We start from the raw sequence: 15,996 nt of genomic DNA on the forward strand, positions 1-15,996 counted from the left end.
ACTGCGCGCCAGGTGGGGTAGCCGGGGCGCATGAGCGACGCCGGGGACGAGACCGCGATCGTCTGGTTCCGCCGCGACCTCCGGGTGTATGACCAGCCGCTCTTCGAGGCCGCGGCGGCGCGGGCGCGGCGGTCGCTGGCGGTGTTCGTGCTCGACCCGCGCCTGCTCGACCCGTCGGGCACGCGGCGCCGCACGTTCCTCTACCGCAGCCTGCGCGAGCTCGACGAGGCCCTCGACGGGCGCCTGCTCGTCGTGCGCGGTGACCCCGCGGAGGCGATCCCGAAGCTCGCCGGCGCGGTGGGCGCGGGCAGCGTGCACATCGCCGCCGATTTCGGCCCCTACGGCCGCGAGCGCGACGAGGCCGTCGGCAAGGCGCTGGAGCAGCGGGGCGTCGAGCTCGTGCGCACCGGGTCGCCCTACGCCGTCGAGCCCGGGCGGATCACGAAGTCCGACGGCGAGCCGTACAAGGTCTACACGCCGTTCAGCCGCGAGTGGGCCAAGCGGGACAAGGGCGCCCCCGCCGCGACCGACGGCCGCACCGTCGACTGGCTCGACCCGTCGGAGAAGGACGGGGGCCCGCGCGCGGTGCGCATCCCCGACGACGAGGACGTCGACGCCGACCTCCCCGCCGCCGGCGAGCAGGCCGCCCGCGAGCACTGGGAGGCGTTCGTCGACGAGCACCTCGAGGACTACGACGAGATGCGCGACCGGCCCGACAAGCCCGCGACCTCGCGGATGTCGGTGTACCTGAAGTACGGCGTGATCCACCCGCGCACGCTGCTCGCCGGGCTCGGCGGCACCGGCAAGGGCGCGACGTCGTTCCGCAACGAGCTGTGCTTCCGCGACTTCTACGCGTCGGTGCTGTGGTTCTGGCCGCGGTCGGCGCGCGAGAACTTCAACCCCAAGTTCGAGCGCATGCCCCTCGACACGGGCTCCGACGCCGAGGAGCGGTTCCGCGCCTGGCAGGAGGGGCGCACCGGCTTCCCGGCCATCGACGCCGCGATGCGCCAGCTGCAGGGCGAGGCGTGGATGCACAACCGCATGCGGATGGCCGTCGCCTCGTTCCTGGTCAAGGACCTGCACCTGCCCTGGTGGTGGGGCGCGCGGCACTTCATGCGGCTGCTCGTCGACGGCGACCTCCCGTCCAACCAGCACGGCTGGCAGTGGGCCGCGGGCACGGGCACGGACGCGGCGCCCTACTTCCGCGTGTTCAACCCGGTGACCCAGGGGGAGCGCTTCGACCCCCAGGGCGACTACGTGCGCCGCTGGGTGCCCGAGCTGGCCGGGATCGAGGGCAGGAAGGTCCACCAGCCCTGGAAGCTGCCCGAGCCCCCGAGCGACTACCCGGCCCCGATCGTCGACCACAAGGCCGAGCGCGCGGAGGCGCTGGACCGCTTCAACAGGCTCTGAGGGCCGCCCCTCTCAGCCCCGCGCCCGCCCCAGCGCCTCGCGGAAGCTCACCCGGGCGCCGGTGCGCAGCACCGAGTTCGCGTAAATCCGCCCGCCCAGCCACAACGTGCCGGCGGTGAACGCGAGGGTCAGCGCGAACGCCAGCACCACCTGGCCCACCGGCGCGACGCCGAGCGCGACGCGGGCGGGCATGAACAGCGGGCTGAACGGGGGCAGCAGCGAGATCACGGTGATCGGGGTGCCGCGGGGGTCGGACGTCAGCAGGTTGAAGCCGACCACGAACCCGAGCAGCACCGTGATCGTCACCGGCGAGAGCACGCTCTGCGTGTCCTCCTGGCGCGACACCAGCGAGCCCGCGGCGGCGAAGACCGTCGCGTAGAGCGCGAAGCCGAGCAGGTACCAGACCAGCACCGACACCAGCGTCGACACCAGCCCCGCCCCGGCCGCGAGCACCCCGGCCGCCCCGGCGACCGCGAGCCCGGCCCCGCCCAGCACGACGAGCTGCACCAGCCCCACCGCGCCCAGGCCGAGCACCTTGCCCAGCAGCAGCTGCCACGGCCGCACCGACGACAGGACGATCTCGACGACGCGGCTCGACTTCTCCTCGACCACGCCCTGGGCCACCATCGCGCCGTAGGTCTGGATGGAGAAGAAGAGCAGGAACGCGCCCGCGAGGCCGAGGCCCAGGCGCTGCCCGGCCTGCGGGTCCGGCGGCTCGGCGGCCACGACGGCCGGCCCGGCCTCGGACACGACCGCGTCGAGCGCGGCGGGATCGACGCCGCGGCCCGCCAGGAAGGCGTCGCGGGCGGTCGCGGCGGTGGCGTCGACGATGACGCGCTCGAGATTCGCGTCGGGCTCGGTCTCGACGTACACCCGCGGGCGCACGGGGTCGCCGGTGATCAGGGCGTCGAGGTCGCCGGCGCGCACCGCGGCCTCGGCGGCCGCCGGGTCGGGCGCGCCGACCACCGTGAGCGTCAGGCCCTCGGTCGGCGCCGCGCGCAGCAGGGGGTCGGTGAGCGCGACCGCGGGGCCCGCGACGGCGACGCGCGCGGTGTCCTCGCCGGAGGCGATCGTGGCCACCACCGCCGCGTAGACCGCGAGCAGCAGGAGCACGACCAGCGTGCCGACCACGAACGCGCGGCCCTTGACCTTGGCGGCGAACTCCCGGCGCGCGATGAGCAGCACGGGGCGCAGGGCGGGGCTCACGCGGCCACCCCGGGCCCGGCCGGCGCGGTGGTCCCGGCGACGGTGCCCCGGTAGATCTCGGCGAGCGCGGGCCGGCGCCGGCGGAACTCGTGCACCGGGCCGGTGCGCCGCGCCGCGTCGAGCACGCGCGCCAGCGTCGCCTCGGACGCGTCGGCGAGGGTGAGGACGGTGCCGCCCTCGGCCGCGCGGCTGCCGGTGACGCCGGGCAGGCCGTCGGCCCACCCCGGCAGGGCGGCCGGGGCGACGACGACCAGCTCGCTGGCCGAGGCCTCGCGCAGCTCGTCGACCGTGCCCTCGGCGACGGCGCGCCCGGCGCGGACGATGCCCACGCGGTCGCAGAGCCGCTCGACGAGCTCGAGCTGGTGGCTCGAGAAGACCACGGGGGCGCCGGCGTCCCGGCGCTCGCGCAGGACCTCGCTCATGACGTCGACGGCCACCGGGTCCAGGCCGGAGAACGGCTCGTCCAGCACGAGGACGTCGGGGTCGGCGACGAGGGCGGCCGCGAGCTGCACGCGCTGCTGGTTGCCGAGGCTCAGGCGCTGGACCTCGTCACCGCGGCGCTCGGCGAGCCCGAGGCGCTCGGTCCACCGGTCGGCGGCGACGCGGGCGTCGGCCGCCGAGCGCCCGCGCAGCTCGGCGAGGTAGCGCAGCTGGGTCCCGACGGCCATGCGCGGGTAGAGCCCGCGCTCCTCGGGCATGTAGCCGATCCGGCGCCGCGACACGGCGTCGAGCGGCCGCCCGTCGAGGCGGACCTCGCCGGCGTCGGCGGCCAGCACGCCCAGCGCGATCCGCATCGTCGTGGTCTTGCCCGCGCCGTTGGCGCCGACGAAGCCGTAGAGCTCGCCGGGCCGCACCGTGAACGTCATCCGGTCCAGGGCCACCGTCGACCCGAACCGCTTGGAGATCCCGTCGATCTCGAGCATCCGCTCCCCCTGTCCCGGCCGGGCGACAGGATGTCCGACGCCGTGGATCCCGTCCAACCGAGGTGCCGGCACCCGATCGTGACCGCGTTCGCCGTCACGGGACCTGGTGGTCGGACGATCTGCAGAGCAGGGTGAAGGCGTCGGGAGGGGACGATCGTGCGGCTGCTGGTGGTGGCGGGGCTGACGCTCGTGCTGTTGATGGGCGCCGTGCCCCTGGCGGTGCCGGGCACCCCGCCGGCGGTGAGCGTGGCGCTCTTCCTCGTGGCCGGGTTCGCGCTGCTCGGGGGGCTGGTGCTCCTCGCGCGGAGCCGTCGTGTGCAGGGTCGTGCGGACGTCTCGCCGGTCGTGGCGGCCCCCGTGATGCCCGTGCCCGCCGTGGCGGGCCCGGCCGGCGTCACGGACTACGTCACGGTGCGCACGCGCTGGTAGCCCCGCTCAGCGGCCACTGGAGGGCCAGGGCGCGGTCAGCGGGGCGCCGGTGAGCTCGCCCCGCCACGTCCACACCCACGCCGGCACGCGGGCGTCGACGGTGTGCACCACGGCGCGCTCGCGCCGGTAGTCGGGGCCCTCGTAGTCGTCGAGACGCGGCAGCGCCGACGCCGGGTCCGCCAGGCGCAGCAGCACGCCCCGCGCCCGCCCCGTGCCGCCGCGGGCGAGGGCGGGATAGCCGCGCCCGGTGTCGTGCACCCGCCCGGGCAGCCACGCGTCCTCCGGCGCGCCGGTGACGAACGGGGCCACGAGCCGCCACGCCCGCCGGCCGGGCATCAGCGTGCCGTAGACGAGGACGCGGTCGGGCCAGGCGAGCGGCTCCGGGGTGCCGGGCTCGACGGTCACCGCGCCCGGGGTGAGCGCGCCGGGCTCGCCGACCAGGGCGCGGGCGGCGTCCTGGTCGACGTCGGCGACCCGCACCGGGGCGCCGTCGACCAGCAGCGGCGCGCGCACCGGATCGCCCGCCCAGTACGTCCACACGCGCTCGAGCTGCGCGCCGTCCTCGGTGACCACGCGTCCTGTCTCCAGGCGCACCAGGTCGTAGCGCTCGCCCCGGCCCTCGCAGCGGTCGAGCACGGCGACCTGGTCCGGCGTCGCCATCCACACCGCGTGGGTCTCCACCGCGCCGGGCACGGGCGCGAGCGTCGCCGGCCGGACGCCGTCGCGGGCACGCAGCCCCGACGCCCAGACGGCCGCGAGGCCCTCGACCCGCGCGCGGAGCACCACGACCGGGCCCGCCAGACCCAGGTGCTCGCGCAGCCACGTCAGCTTGCCCGGGTTCCGGTTGGAGCCGAAGGCGAGCACCGGGACCCGGGCGACCATCGGCGCGGCGCCCCGGCCGGCGAGCCACTGGTCGAGATCGGTCCCGTCGACCGTCCAGCCGGACGCGTGCGCCGACGGCGCGAGCCGGTGGCTCGCGCCGTCGAGGTGCACGAACGAGAAACCCGGCGCGACCCCGGGGTAGGGGTCGGCCGGGTACTCGGTGTCCGGGGTCGGAGAGCTCAGTAGCCCCGCTCGCGGTACTCGTCGAGGCGGGCGGCCTCGTCACCGACCTTCGTCGTGTCCCCGTGCCCGGTACGCACGATGGTGTCGCCGGGCAGCGAGAACACCTTGTCCGCCAGCTGCTCGATGAGCACGTCGAAGTCCGAGTACGACGGCCCCGTGGCGCCCGGGCCGCCGTTGAACAGGGTGTCCCCGGAGAACAGCGTGCCGATGTCTGGTGCGTAGAACACCGTCGACCCGGGGGAGTGCCCCGGCGTGTGGATGGCCCGCAGGTCGATCCCCGCGATCGTGAAGGTCTCGCCGTCGACGATCTCGCCGTCCGGCTCGCGGTCCGGGTAGGTGAGGTTCCAGATCACCCGGTCGTCCGGGTTGAGCAGGATCGGCGCGTCGAACGCGGCCGCGATCTCCGGGGCGGCGTTGACGTGGTCGTTGTGCGAGTGCGTGCACAGGATAGCCACGACGTTGCGGTCGCCGATCGCCTTCTTGATCGCCGCCGCGTCGTGCGGGGCGTCCAGGAGGACGACCTCGGAGGAGTCCCCGATGATCCACACGTTGTTGTCGACGTCGAACGAGTTGCCGTCGATCTGGAACTGACCGGACGTCGTGAGGTGCTCGACGCCCTCGCCGACCTTCTCGGCGGTCACAGGATCACCACCGAACGCAGCACGTCGCCGGCGTGCATCTTCTCGAAGGACTGCTCGACGTCGTCGAGCGAGATCCGCTCGGTGACGAACTTGTCGAGCGGGAAGCGGCCCTGCAGCGCGAGGTCCACGAGCATCGGGAAGTCGCGGTTGGGCAGGCAGTCGCCGTACCAGGACGCCCGCAGGGATCCGCCGTGGGAGAAGAACGGCTGGAAGTCGGCCTCGAGCTTCATGTCCGGTGCCGGCACGCCGACGAGCACCAGCCGGCCGGCCAGGTCGCGGGCCTCGAAGGCCTGCTTCCAGGTGGCCGGGATGCCCACCGCGTCGATGACGACGTCGGCGCCGAACCCGTCGGTGAGCTCGCGGATGCGCTCCACCGGGTCCTCGTTCTTGGCGTTCACCCCGTGGGTGGCGCCGAAGCCCTTGGCCCACTCGAGCTTCCGGTCCTCGGTGTCGACGGCGATGATCGTCGTCGCGCCGGCCAGCGCCGCGCCCGCGATCGCCGCGTCGCCCACGCCGCCGCAGCCGATGACCGCGACGGACTCGCCGCGCTGGACCTGGCCGGTGTTGATCGCCGCCCCGGTGCCCGCCATGACGCCGCAGCCGATGAGGCCGGCCTCGGCCGGGTCGACCTCGGGGTTGACCTTGGTGCACTGGCCGGAGTGCACCAGCGTCTTCTCGATGAACGCGCCGATGCCCAGGGCCGGCTTGAGCTCCTCGCCGGTCTCCTTCAGCGTCATCGACTGCGCGGCGTTGTGCGTGTCGAAGCAGAGGTGCTGCTGGCCCTTGCGGCAGGCCCGGCACTTCCCGCAGACCGCGCGCCAGTTGAGGATCACGAAGTCGCCGACCTCGAGGCCCTGCACGTCGCCGTCGCCCACCGACTCGACGATCCCCGCAGCCTCGTGGCCGAGCAGGAACGGGTACGCGTCCTCGATGTTGCCCTCGCGGTAGTGCAGATCGGTGTGGCAGACCCCGCACGCCTGGACCTTGACCACGGCCTCACCGGGACCGGGGTCCGGGACGACGATCGTCTCCACCGTCACCGGCTTGCCCTTTTCCCGGGACACGACGCCCCGGACCTCCTGCGGCATGTGTGTGCCTCCGTGTTGCTTCGGGTGTGCTCCCGGTCACCTGTGCCCGGGTGACCACCCTGGCATGCGCACCCGACCATGGTCACCGCCGTGGGCATGATCAGCACCGGAGATTCGGGAACGGGGCCGCGGCCGGCTCCTCCCACCCACCGCGGCCCCGCACGTGGTTCGACGCACCGACCGGCGCAGCGGTTCCCGGGGAACGACGACGCGGCGGCCACCCCGCGAGGGGTGACCGCCGCGTCGCGGTGATCGGAGTGGAGATACGGACACTGAACGTCAGCGGAGCCGCTCCGCTGACACTCAGCGGGCCTCAGACGTGGAGGATCAGCGCCGAGCCCTGGCCGCCGCCGCCGCAGAGGCTGGCGACGGCGTAGCCGCCGCCGCGGCGCTGCAGCTCGTGGGCGCAGTGCACGGCGAGGCGGTTGCCGGTGGCGCCGACGGGGTGGCCCAGGGCGATGGCGCCGCCGTCGGTGTTCACCGCGTCGGACGGGAGCCCGAGCTCGCGGGCCGACTGGATCGCCACCGCCGCGAAGGCCTCGTTGATCTCCCAGAGCGAGACGTCGGAGGCCTCGATGCCCTCGCGGCGCAGGGCCTTGAAGGCGGCGTTGGACGGCTGCGAGAGCAGCGAGTTGTCCGGGCCGGCGACCCAGCCGTGGCTGCGGATCTCGCACAGCGGCGTGAGGCCCAGCTCCTGGGCCTTCTGCGCCGACATCACCACGGTGGCCGACGCGCCGTCGGAGACCTGCGACGCGCTGCCCGCGGTGATCGCGCCTTCCTTGTCGAAGGCCGGCTTGAGCTTGCCCAGGCCCTCGGCGGTGGTGTCGCCGCGGACGCCCTCGTCCTCGGTGACGGTGATCGGGTCGCCCTTGCGCTGCGGCACCTGGACGCCGGTGATCTCCGCCTCGAAGCGGCCGTTCTTCGCGGCGTCCGCGGCGCGCTGGTGCGACGCGGCCGAGACCTCGTCCATCTCCTGGCGGGAGAGACCGGCGGCCTTGGCGAAGCGCTCGGTCGAGGCGCCCATCGACTCGCCGTCGTAGGCGTCGGTGAGGCCGTCGTGGTCGGTGGCGTCGATGAGCTTGCCGGGGCCGTACTTGTAGCCCTGGCGCGCCTTCGGGAGCATGTGCGGCCCCGCGGTCATCGACTCCATGCCGCCGGCGACGACGATGTCGTACTCGCCGGCCTGGATCATCTGGTCGGCCAGCGCGACGGCGTCGAGGCCGGACAGACACACCTTGTTCAGCGTGAACGAGGGGGTGGACATCGGGATGCCGGCGTCCGTGGACGCCTTGCGGGCCGGGTTCTGGCCGTTGCCGGCCTGGATCACCTGACCCATGATCACGTACTCGACCTGCTCCCCGCTGATGCCGGCGGCGTCGAGCGCGGCCTTGATGGCGGCCGTGCCGAGGTCACCGGCGGTCATGCCGGCGAACGCGCCGGAGAGCTTGCCGATGGGGGTGCGCTTGCCGGAAACGATGACGGAGCCGGGCATACGGGTCCTCCTGGTCGATGGGTGGCGCGACGGTGGGCCGGGACGACCGACCACCGGGGTGGTCTCGGCGCTCTGCGGCCCCCCTCGGATGCGGAGAAGCCGGGATCCTGAACGTACCCGCGGGCCCCGGATCGATCCCAGGGTCGGAGACGGCCGATCCTCGGAATCGGTCAAGTGGGGCCCGCGAGGCTGTCCTAGTCGGTGCGGCGCGAGAGCTCCGCGACGGCGGTCATGAGCGGCGGCCACTCGTGGCGCAGCGCCTGGTTGCCCATGAACAGTCCGAGGTGGCCGCCGGGCGCGGTGCGCCGCGTGACCTGGTCCGCCGGGGTCGACACGAAGTCGGCGGCCGCGAAGACCTGCACCGGCGGGGTGATGTGGTCGGTCGCGCCGCCGAGCAGGAACAGCGGGCAGGAGATGTCCCGCATGTCCACGCGGCGCCCGTCGACCTCGAGGGTGCCGTTGACCAGCTCGTTGCCGGCGAACAGGTGCTCGACCAGCCACAGGTAGAACGTCCCGGGGACGTCCTGCGTGTGCTTGAACCAGTCCTCGAACGCCTCGTAGCGCGCGATGGCGGCCGGGTCGTCGAGGTTGCGCAGCAGGTCGACGTGCTTGGCGATCTCGGCGTCCGGCTTGATCGCGATGAACCCGCCGAGGACGAACGAGCCCGGCATGTTGCCGCCGCCCGCCGCGACCATGGCCCGGTAGGGCAGCTGGCCGAAGCGCTGGCTCATCACCCGCGACGAGGCGCCGATGGGCGTCTCGCCGGCGTGGAAGTCGATCGGTGCGCCGGCCAGGGTCAGCGTGTTGACCTTGTCCGGGTGCATCGCGGCGTAGATCGTCGCGAGCCAGCCGCCCTGGCAGTCGCCCACCAGGTTCACGTGACCACCGCAGTGCTGCACCGCGCGGTCGACCACGGCGATGTAGTCGGAGATCGTCGTGCCCGACGTCGCCCGCGTGGCGCCGACCCAGTCGAGGGTGAACGCGCGGGTCAGGCCGGCCTCGCGGATCACCATCATCTGCGACTGCGACGGCTGGAAGTCGACGATGCACGAGTCGTGGCCGGCCTGCGGCGGCAGCACGAGCGTGGGGACGACGTCGTCGGTCGAGCCCTGCGAGAAGTCCCGCAGGCGGGCGATCGGCGTCTCGAAGACGATCTCGTGCTCGTTGTGCCACTGCGGGCGGCGGCGGGTGAGCACGTGGCGCCACCAGCGCCGGGCGTCGTGGGTGTTGCGCCCGGGCGAGGTCGACTGACGGAGCGCCCGCTCCAGCACGTAGCCCGCGCCCTTGGTCATCTCCGCGGCGCCGCGGACGGCCGCGGTGACGTGGTAGCCGCGCAGGTAGGCGGCGGGATCGGTCGCGGGGGCCTCGGTCTGGACCTCTGCGGGATCGCCCGTCGGGGCGACCTGCTCGTCGGTGGGGGCCGTCATGGCACACCTCCTCGCGCCGCGCGGTGGCGACGCTCGACCGCACCCGGCTCTGGGTGCTGTGTGGAACGTACGGACGCTTGGGATGTTTCGCAACGGGCCCGTACTCGTGGGTAGGGCACTCCGTGCCCTTCCCGATGGACCGGATGCCCGATTCGATGGGCCCCGGACCGTGTGGCGCGGGCCACGTGCGGGGTACACGCACGCCGACCGACGACGATGTCGAACAGCGAGGGAGCACGCATGGGAGACATGACCGGACAGGTGGCCATCGTGACCGGCGGTGCCAGGGGCATCGGACGCGCGATCACCACGCGGCTCGCGAAGCGCGGGATGAAGGTCGGTGTCGGCTACTCGTCGGACTCGACCTCGGCGGAGGAGCTCAAGGCCGAGTTCCCCGACCAGATCACGATCCACCAGGGCAACATCGGCAACCGCGGCGACTGCGAGCGCGTCATCGACGAGGTGCTGCAGGCGCACGGGCGCATCGACGTGCTCGTGAACAACGCCGGCATCACCGCGGACAAGATGGTCGCGAAGATGGAGGTCGACGACTGGGACCGCGTGGTCCAGGTCAACCTCTCGGGCACGTTCTACATGTCGCAGATCTCCTACCTGCACATGGCCGAGCGCGGCAGCGGCCGCATCGTCAGCATCAGCTCGGTGATCGGTGAGGCCGGCAACGCGGGCCAGGTCAACTACGCGGCGACGAAGTCCGGCCTGTTCGGCATGACGATGTCGATGGCGCAGGAGGGCGCGCGCAAGGGCGTCACCGTCAACTGCGTGGCCCCGGGCTACATCGAGACCGACATGGTGGCCGCGGTGCCCGAGAAGGCGATCGAGAAGATCGTCTCCGGCATCCCGCTGCGCCGTCTCGGCCAGCCCGACGAGGTGGCGCGCGTGGTGGAGTTCCTCGCCGACCCCGAGTCGGAGTACATCACCGGGCAGGTCTACTCGGTCAACGGCGGCCTGCACATGTAGGTCGGGCCAGTGGTCAGGCCAGGCGCGCGGTCAGCTCGGCGCAGACGTCGTCGAGCGCGGCCGCGGCCGCCCGGCACACGCCGGGGAACGTGAGGAAGCCGTGCACGGCGCGGGCGTGGTCGGTGTGCCGGACGGGCACGCCGGCCTCGCCCAGCCGTCGCGCGTAGTCGACGCCGTCGTCGTGCAGCGGGTCGACGGCGGCGGTGATGACCAGGGCCGGCGGCAGGTCGCCGAGGTCCGGGGCGAACAGCGGCGAGCACAACGGGTCCGTCGCGTCCCCGTCGTCGCCGAGGTAGTGCCTGCGGAAGACCTCCATGTCCGCCCGTGTCAGCACGGGGCCGTCGCCGAACCGCTCCACCGAGGGGCGGCTGAAGGTGAGGTCCAGCGCGGGGTAGAGCAGCACCTGGGCGTCGATCACCGGGCCCGCCTCGCGCGCCAGCAGGCACACGACCGCGGCGAGGTTGCCGCCGGCGCTGTCGCCCATGACCGCCAGCCGGTCGGACCGCGCGCCCAGCGCCTCGGCCTGGCGCGCCACCCACGTGACGGCGGCGTAGCCGTCCTCCCGCCCCGCGGGGTAGGGGTGCTCGGGGGCGAGGCGGTAGTCGACCGAGATCACGAGCGCCCCGACGCGCGACGCCACGTGTGCGCACAGCCAGTCGGACTGGTCGAGGTTGCCCAGCGTGCCGCCGCCGCCGTGGAAGTTGACGACGACGGGCAGGGCGCGCGCGGTGTGCGGGCGGTAGAGCCGCACCGGGAGCGGGCCGAGGTCGGTGTCGGCGACGCGGTCGGTGACGAACACGCCGCGGGGCATCGGCCCGAACACCCGCGAGGTCACGAGGTTGTGGCTCAGCCGGCGCTCCCGGGCGCGGGCGATCTCCTCGGGGCTCATGCGGCTGACCGCGACGGCGCCCGAGACCTCGGCGAACCACGTGAACATGCGCAGCCGGACGTCGATGTCCATGCCTCACCTCCGAGCCCCGGGTCGATCACCGGCGGGCCGACAGACTGCCCGATCGACCCGCGGGCGGGCGCCTCGAACGGACCACCGATCGGGGCCTGTCGGTGACCGGCCGCCGCCGTACGGGGACGAGCGGGTGAGGCGCGTGTCGCAGGCGACGACACTCCCGGTGGTACCGACGGACGGTCCCCTCGTCGGGGCCCGGCGGCCGGACGTGGCCGGCGTGACGCAGGCGACGATGCCGCGAGGCGCCGGGCGACCCCGTGTTAGGTTCCCCTCAGCGAGGGGGAGTAGCTCCCAACACCGCGCTCGACACACTGACGCCGCTCGCGGCGTCCGGGCGCGGGGGCCACCGGTCGACGGCGGCGGGCGAGACCTTCGGCACCGATCCACGCACCCTGGACCGGGCCGGAGACGTGCGTCCCCCGGTCCGGCCGGACCCCGGAGGGCCCGCCACCGTGACCGGTTTCCTCGCCGCGACCGCCATCAGCTTCGCCGTCATCCTCGTGGCCGAGCTGGGCGACAAGTCCCAACTGATGGCGCTGACGTTCGCCACCCGCTTCCGGGCGCTGCCCGTGCTCGTCGGCATCACCGCCGCCACCGCGGTCGTCCACGCCGTCTCGGTCGGCGTCGGCTACCTGCTCGGCGCCGCCCTGCCGACCTTCTGGATCTCCGTCGCCGCCGCGGTCGCCTTCGTCGGCTTCGGCCTGTGGACGCTGCGCGGGGACACGCTCTCCGACCACGAGCAGGAGAAGGCGAGCGGGACGAAGCGCTCGGCCGTGCTCGCCGCGAGCGTGGCGTTCTTCCTCGCCGAGCTGGGCGACAAGACGATGCTGGCGACGATCACGCTGGCCACCCAGTACCCGGGCGCCGGCGGGGTGACCGGCGTGTGGCTGGGCTCGACGGTGGGCATGGTCGCCGCCGACGGGCTGGCCATCCTCGTCGGCCGGGCGCTGGGGCGGAACGTGCCCGAGAAGCTCATCCGCGTCGGGGCCGCCGTGCTGTTCTTCGCCTTCGGCGCCTGGCTCGGTGTCGAGGCGTTCCTCACCGGCTGACCATCCCCGCGCGCCGTAGCGTCGCGGGGGTGAGCACGCCGCAGCGCAGCGACGCCGACGCGCGGCAGCTCGAGCACCTGCTCGCCGCGGCGGTCGTGCTGGTCCTGCTGGTCGGCGCGGGGGTGGCGGGCGTCGTGGTCGCCACCCGGCGCGGCCCCGACGCCGCGCCCGCCTACGCCCAGCCCGTCTCCGCGCCCGTGCCGGCCGACGCGGCGGCGCGCGCCGCCTGGGCGGCGCAGCGCGAGGCGTCCACCGGCGTCCCCGCCCGCGTCCTCGTCGCCTACGCCGGCGCCGAGGTGGCCGCGCGCTCGGAGCTGGCCGACTGCGGCCTGTCCTGGGTCACGCTGGCCGGTCTCGGGCGGGTGGAGTCGAACCACGGGCGGTACGGCGGTGCGGCCGTCGACGCCGCGGGCCGGCCCTCGGAGCCCATCCGGGGTCCGCAGCTCGACGGCACCGCGGGCAACCGCGAGATCCGCGACACCGACGGCGGGCGGCTCGACGGCGACACCGCCTACGACCGCGCCGTCGGGCCGCTGCAGTTCATCCCCACGACCTGGGCGCGCTTCGGCGCCGACGGCGACGCGGACGGCGCGTCCGACCCCGACGACCTCGACGACGCCGCCCTGGCCGCGGCCCGCTACCTGTGCGCCGACGACCGCGACCTGCGCCGCGGCGACGACTGGCGCGCCGCGGTGCTGGCCTACAACCGCTCGCAGTCCTACGTCGACCGGGTGCGGCGCGAGGCGGTCGGGGCCGCGGGCGCGGCGGGCTGAGCGGCGGGCTGCGGGGTGGTCAGCGCCGCGCGAGCCGGCGCTCGCCGAGCGAGCCCGTGCGGTAGTCCAGCCCGTAGTGCGCGAACACGCTCGGCTCGTCCTCGGCGAGCAGCTCGCCGTCGGTGTCGATGGACGGGGCCTCGCGCACGAGCTCCCGGCCGAACGCGATCTTGAGGTGGTCGGGCGTGACGACGGCCCCGCTCAGCGGCGCGAAGACCAGCCGGCTCTTGCCGAACAGCGACGACACCTTGACCGTGACGAACACCGGCTCGTCGCCGAGGGTGTCGACGTACACCGCCTCGAGGTCGCCGATCTTGGCCTCGTCGGGGTCGACGACGTGGCGCCCGCGCCAGTCACGGATGTTCTCGGCGGGGATCACGGGGGCTCCTCGGTGGCGCAGGGTCACACGCCGCGCAGGGCGGGCGGTGCGATGGGGTGGGGGTGCGAGGCGGTGTCCGGGCGGGTCTGCTGGTCGGACTCGTCGGTGACGGGCAGGTCGTCGCGCGTGACCCGGCCGCCGGCCGCGAGGGCCGCGCCGATCGGGTAGCGGCACGCGGCCGCGGGCAGCGGGCCCTCGTCGCCGCCGAGGTGCACGCGCACGCCGGCCGGCTCGGCCGCGGGGTCCTCGGGCAGGCCGAGGCGGCGCAGGGTCTGCCCGGCGACCGCACGCGAGCTGTCGTGCAGGCCGGTGCCGGGGGGCAGGGCGGCGAGGATCTCCTGCACGACCAGCGGGTAGTGGGTGCAGCCGAGCACCACCGAGCGGCAGCGCGCCGGGGTGCGCTCCGCCGCGAGCGCGACGGCGGCGCGCACCGCGTCCGGGTCGGCGTCCTCCACCGCCCGCGCCAGGCCCGGGCACGCGACGGCGTCGGCCTGGCCGGGCGCGGCGAAGCGCTCGACGAGGTCGCGCTGATAGTCGCTGCCCGTGGTGCGCTCGGTGGCCCAGATCGCGAACGGCAGGCCCGTCGCGCCCGCGGGCTTGACCGCCGGGACCGTGGCGACGACCGGGCGCTCGGGCTCGACGGCGGCGCGCAGCGGCACGATCGCGGTGACCGAGGCCGTGTTGCAGGGGACGACGATCGCGTCGGCGCCCCGGGCGACGGCGCGGCGCCCGGTGTCGAGGACGCGCTCGACGATCCAGGCCGACGACTTCGAGCCCCATGGCATGCCCTCGGGGTCGAGGTAGAGGTCGAGCGCCAGGTCCGGGCGCAGGTGACGCAACCAGCCCGCGGTGGGCAGCAGGCCGATCCCCGAGTCGATCAGGGCGACACGCGTCGGGTGGCGGACCATCGCCGCCCACTGTAGGACCCGCGCGTCTAGACCATCGCGGCGCTGCCGACGTCGGGGTGCTCGCGGTGGAAGGCGACCATCGCGCCGACGTGCTCGGCGAAGGGCGGGCAGCGCACGCCGACCTCGTCGAGCAGCGCGGTGGTGGCCGTGACGTCGTAGACGGTCGGGTGGGTGAGGTAGTCCAGCGTCGAGGACGGCAGCTTGAACACCCGCCCGACGCCGGGCAGGCGGTCGATCGCGAACTTCGAGAGCGGGGTCGGCACCGGGACCACGCGCAGCTGCTTGCTGGTGTGGGTCGCGAAGGCCTCGCACATCTCGAGCACCGACGGCGGGTGCGGCGCGGCGAGGGCGACGGTGCGCCCGAGCGCGCCGGGGTGCGGGGCGAGCGCGGCGATCGCGTCGACGACGAAGTCGCTGGGCACCAGGTTGAACTGGACGCGCGAGGGGTCGCCGGGCAGCGGCATGACCGCGACGCGGCCCTGGCGGGCGATGAGCTGCAGCGCGTAGTACGGCCCGTCGTACTTCTGGGTCTCGCCGGTGCGGCTGTCGCCGACCACCACCGACGGCCGGTAGATCGTCACGGGCACGCCGGCGTCGCGCGCCTTGACCACGATGCGCTCGGCCTCGTGCTTGGTGTGCTCGTAGTGGTTGGCGAACGTCTGGCCGAGCTCGAGGTCGTCCTCGGAGAAGATGCCGGGGTAGCGCCCCGAGACGTAGCAGGTGCTGACGTACTGCAGGCGCACCAGCTCCTCGGCGGTGCGCGCCAGCTCGACGACGTGGCGGGTGCCCTCGACGTTCACCGACCAGGCGAGGTCCGCCGGCACCGAGAGGTCGTACACCGCGGCGAGGTGGAAGATCTCCAGCGGCCCCTGGCGCAGGGTCGCGAGCTCCTCGTCGTCCAGGCCGAGCCCGGACCGGGTGATGTCGCCGACGACCAGCCGGGTCCGGCCCGCGATGCGCGGCTCGTCGGCCTCGAGGCGCGCCAGCGTGCGCCGCGCCTGGTCCATCCACTTCTCCTGCACGAGGGCCACGGCGGTGGCCTCGGGGGCGCGCTGCAGGGTGCGCGGCAGCAGGGCGGTGCCGAGGAAGCCGGGGAAGCCGGTGAACAGCACGGTCGTGGACACGCGGGGAGGGAATCACGCCCGCGACCTCGGCGCCGGACGGCGGTACCCGGATGTGCACGCTGTGAGGACGGTCATGCGATGTGACCCATCGACGGGGTGAGGTGTCGCGGGCGCCACCAGGGGAAACTCTGCGAGGACCA

Annotated in this window: 16 protein-coding genes; 5 read left to right on the forward strand and 11 right to left on the reverse strand. The window is 74.3% G+C overall.

Going from position 1 to position 15,996, the window contains the following annotated elements:
- Window positions 1–30: 30 nt before the first annotated feature.
- A complete protein-coding gene (locus ACQPX6_RS05715) occupies window positions 31–1,410 on the forward strand; it encodes a cryptochrome/photolyase family protein (RefSeq protein ID WP_433786089.1) in 1,380 nt (459 codons plus the stop codon).
- 12 nt (window positions 1,411–1,422) lie between these two features.
- On the opposite strand, the gene ACQPX6_RS05720 is transcribed toward ACQPX6_RS05715, so the two are convergent.
- Together ACQPX6_RS05720 and ACQPX6_RS05725 are read right to left on the reverse strand one after the other, a co-directional pair.
- Entirely contained in the window at window positions 1,423–2,616 is a 1,194-nt protein-coding gene (locus ACQPX6_RS05720) for an ABC transporter permease (RefSeq protein ID WP_433786091.1), read from the reverse strand.
- Complete coding sequence (locus tag ACQPX6_RS05725; protein WP_433786092.1) at window positions 2,613–3,539, reverse strand: ABC transporter ATP-binding protein; 927 nt, start codon at window positions 3,537–3,539, stop codon at window positions 2,613–2,615. Before ACQPX6_RS05725 ends, ACQPX6_RS05720 begins: the two co-directional genes overlap by 4 nt.
- Window positions 3,540–3,695: 156 nt before the next feature.
- Here ACQPX6_RS05725 and ACQPX6_RS05730 point away from each other — a divergent pair, with 156 nt between their 5' ends.
- The gene (locus ACQPX6_RS05730; RefSeq protein ID WP_433786093.1) at window positions 3,696–3,968 is read left to right on the forward strand and encodes a hypothetical protein; all 273 of its coding nucleotides are present in this window, start codon (window positions 3,696–3,698) and stop codon (window positions 3,966–3,968) included.
- Between the two features lie 6 nt (window positions 3,969–3,974).
- On the opposite strand, the gene ACQPX6_RS05735 is transcribed toward ACQPX6_RS05730, so the two are convergent.
- The 5 genes from ACQPX6_RS05735 to ACQPX6_RS05755 form a co-directional block, all read right to left on the reverse strand.
- The gene (locus tag ACQPX6_RS05735) at window positions 3,975–4,961 is read right to left on the reverse strand and encodes a gamma-glutamylcyclotransferase (protein ID WP_433786095.1); all 987 of its coding nucleotides are present in this window, start codon (window positions 4,959–4,961) and stop codon (window positions 3,975–3,977) included.
- Between the two features lie 68 nt (window positions 4,962–5,029).
- A complete protein-coding gene (locus tag ACQPX6_RS05740) occupies window positions 5,030–5,674 on the reverse strand; it encodes an MBL fold metallo-hydrolase (RefSeq protein ID WP_433786097.1) in 645 nt (214 codons plus the stop codon).
- A complete protein-coding gene (locus ACQPX6_RS05745) occupies window positions 5,671–6,762 on the reverse strand; it encodes an S-(hydroxymethyl)mycothiol dehydrogenase (RefSeq protein ID WP_433786099.1) in 1,092 nt (363 codons plus the stop codon). Before ACQPX6_RS05745 ends, ACQPX6_RS05740 begins: the two co-directional genes overlap by 4 nt.
- A gap of 313 nt (window positions 6,763–7,075) precedes the next feature.
- Window positions 7,076–8,254, reverse strand: coding sequence for an acetyl-CoA C-acetyltransferase (locus tag ACQPX6_RS05750; RefSeq protein WP_433786101.1), 1,179 nt, complete (start codon window positions 8,252–8,254; stop codon window positions 7,076–7,078).
- Window positions 8,255–8,448: 194 nt separating this feature from the next.
- Complete coding sequence (locus ACQPX6_RS05755) at window positions 8,449–9,681, reverse strand: alpha/beta fold hydrolase (RefSeq protein ID WP_433786103.1); 1,233 nt, start codon at window positions 9,679–9,681, stop codon at window positions 8,449–8,451.
- Between the two features lie 240 nt (window positions 9,682–9,921).
- Between ACQPX6_RS05755 and ACQPX6_RS05760 the strand changes: the two genes are divergently transcribed.
- Complete coding sequence (locus tag ACQPX6_RS05760; protein WP_433786104.1) at window positions 9,922–10,659, forward strand: beta-ketoacyl-ACP reductase; 738 nt, start codon at window positions 9,922–9,924, stop codon at window positions 10,657–10,659.
- A 13-nt stretch (window positions 10,660–10,672) separates the two neighbouring features.
- Here the strand turns inward: ACQPX6_RS05760 and ACQPX6_RS05765 are convergent, their stop codons facing one another.
- The gene (locus ACQPX6_RS05765) at window positions 10,673–11,620 is read right to left on the reverse strand and encodes an alpha/beta hydrolase (RefSeq protein WP_433786105.1); all 948 of its coding nucleotides are present in this window, start codon (window positions 11,618–11,620) and stop codon (window positions 10,673–10,675) included.
- A gap of 455 nt (window positions 11,621–12,075) precedes the next feature.
- On the opposite strand from ACQPX6_RS05765, the gene ACQPX6_RS05770 reads away from it, so the two are divergent.
- Window positions 12,076–12,672 carry a TMEM165/GDT1 family protein gene (locus ACQPX6_RS05770; protein WP_433786106.1) on the forward strand — a complete coding sequence of 199 codons (597 nt, stop codon included), beginning with the start codon at window positions 12,076–12,078 and terminating at the stop codon, window positions 12,670–12,672.
- Window positions 12,673–12,701: 29 nt separating this feature from the next.
- Complete coding sequence (locus ACQPX6_RS05775; protein ID WP_433786107.1) at window positions 12,702–13,445, forward strand: lytic murein transglycosylase; 744 nt, start codon at window positions 12,702–12,704, stop codon at window positions 13,443–13,445.
- Between the two features lie 19 nt (window positions 13,446–13,464).
- Here the strand turns inward: ACQPX6_RS05775 and ACQPX6_RS05780 are convergent, their stop codons facing one another.
- From ACQPX6_RS05780 to ACQPX6_RS05790, 3 genes are read right to left on the reverse strand one after another with little or no spacing between them, the layout of a single operon-like run.
- Window positions 13,465–13,824 carry a PRC-barrel domain-containing protein gene (locus tag ACQPX6_RS05780; protein ID WP_433786109.1) on the reverse strand — a complete coding sequence of 120 codons (360 nt, stop codon included), beginning with the start codon at window positions 13,822–13,824 and terminating at the stop codon, window positions 13,465–13,467.
- Window positions 13,825–13,847: 23 nt separating this feature from the next.
- Complete coding sequence (locus tag ACQPX6_RS05785; RefSeq protein WP_433786111.1) at window positions 13,848–14,732, reverse strand: glutamate racemase; 885 nt, start codon at window positions 14,730–14,732, stop codon at window positions 13,848–13,850.
- A gap of 26 nt (window positions 14,733–14,758) precedes the next feature.
- A complete protein-coding gene (locus ACQPX6_RS05790) occupies window positions 14,759–15,856 on the reverse strand; it encodes an SDR family oxidoreductase (protein WP_433786112.1) in 1,098 nt (365 codons plus the stop codon).
- Window positions 15,857–15,996 lie beyond the last annotated feature (140 nt).

Source organism: Actinomycetospora sp. CA-101289 (assembly GCF_050955895.1).
GTDB lineage: Bacteria > Actinomycetota > Actinomycetes > Mycobacteriales > Pseudonocardiaceae > Actinomycetospora.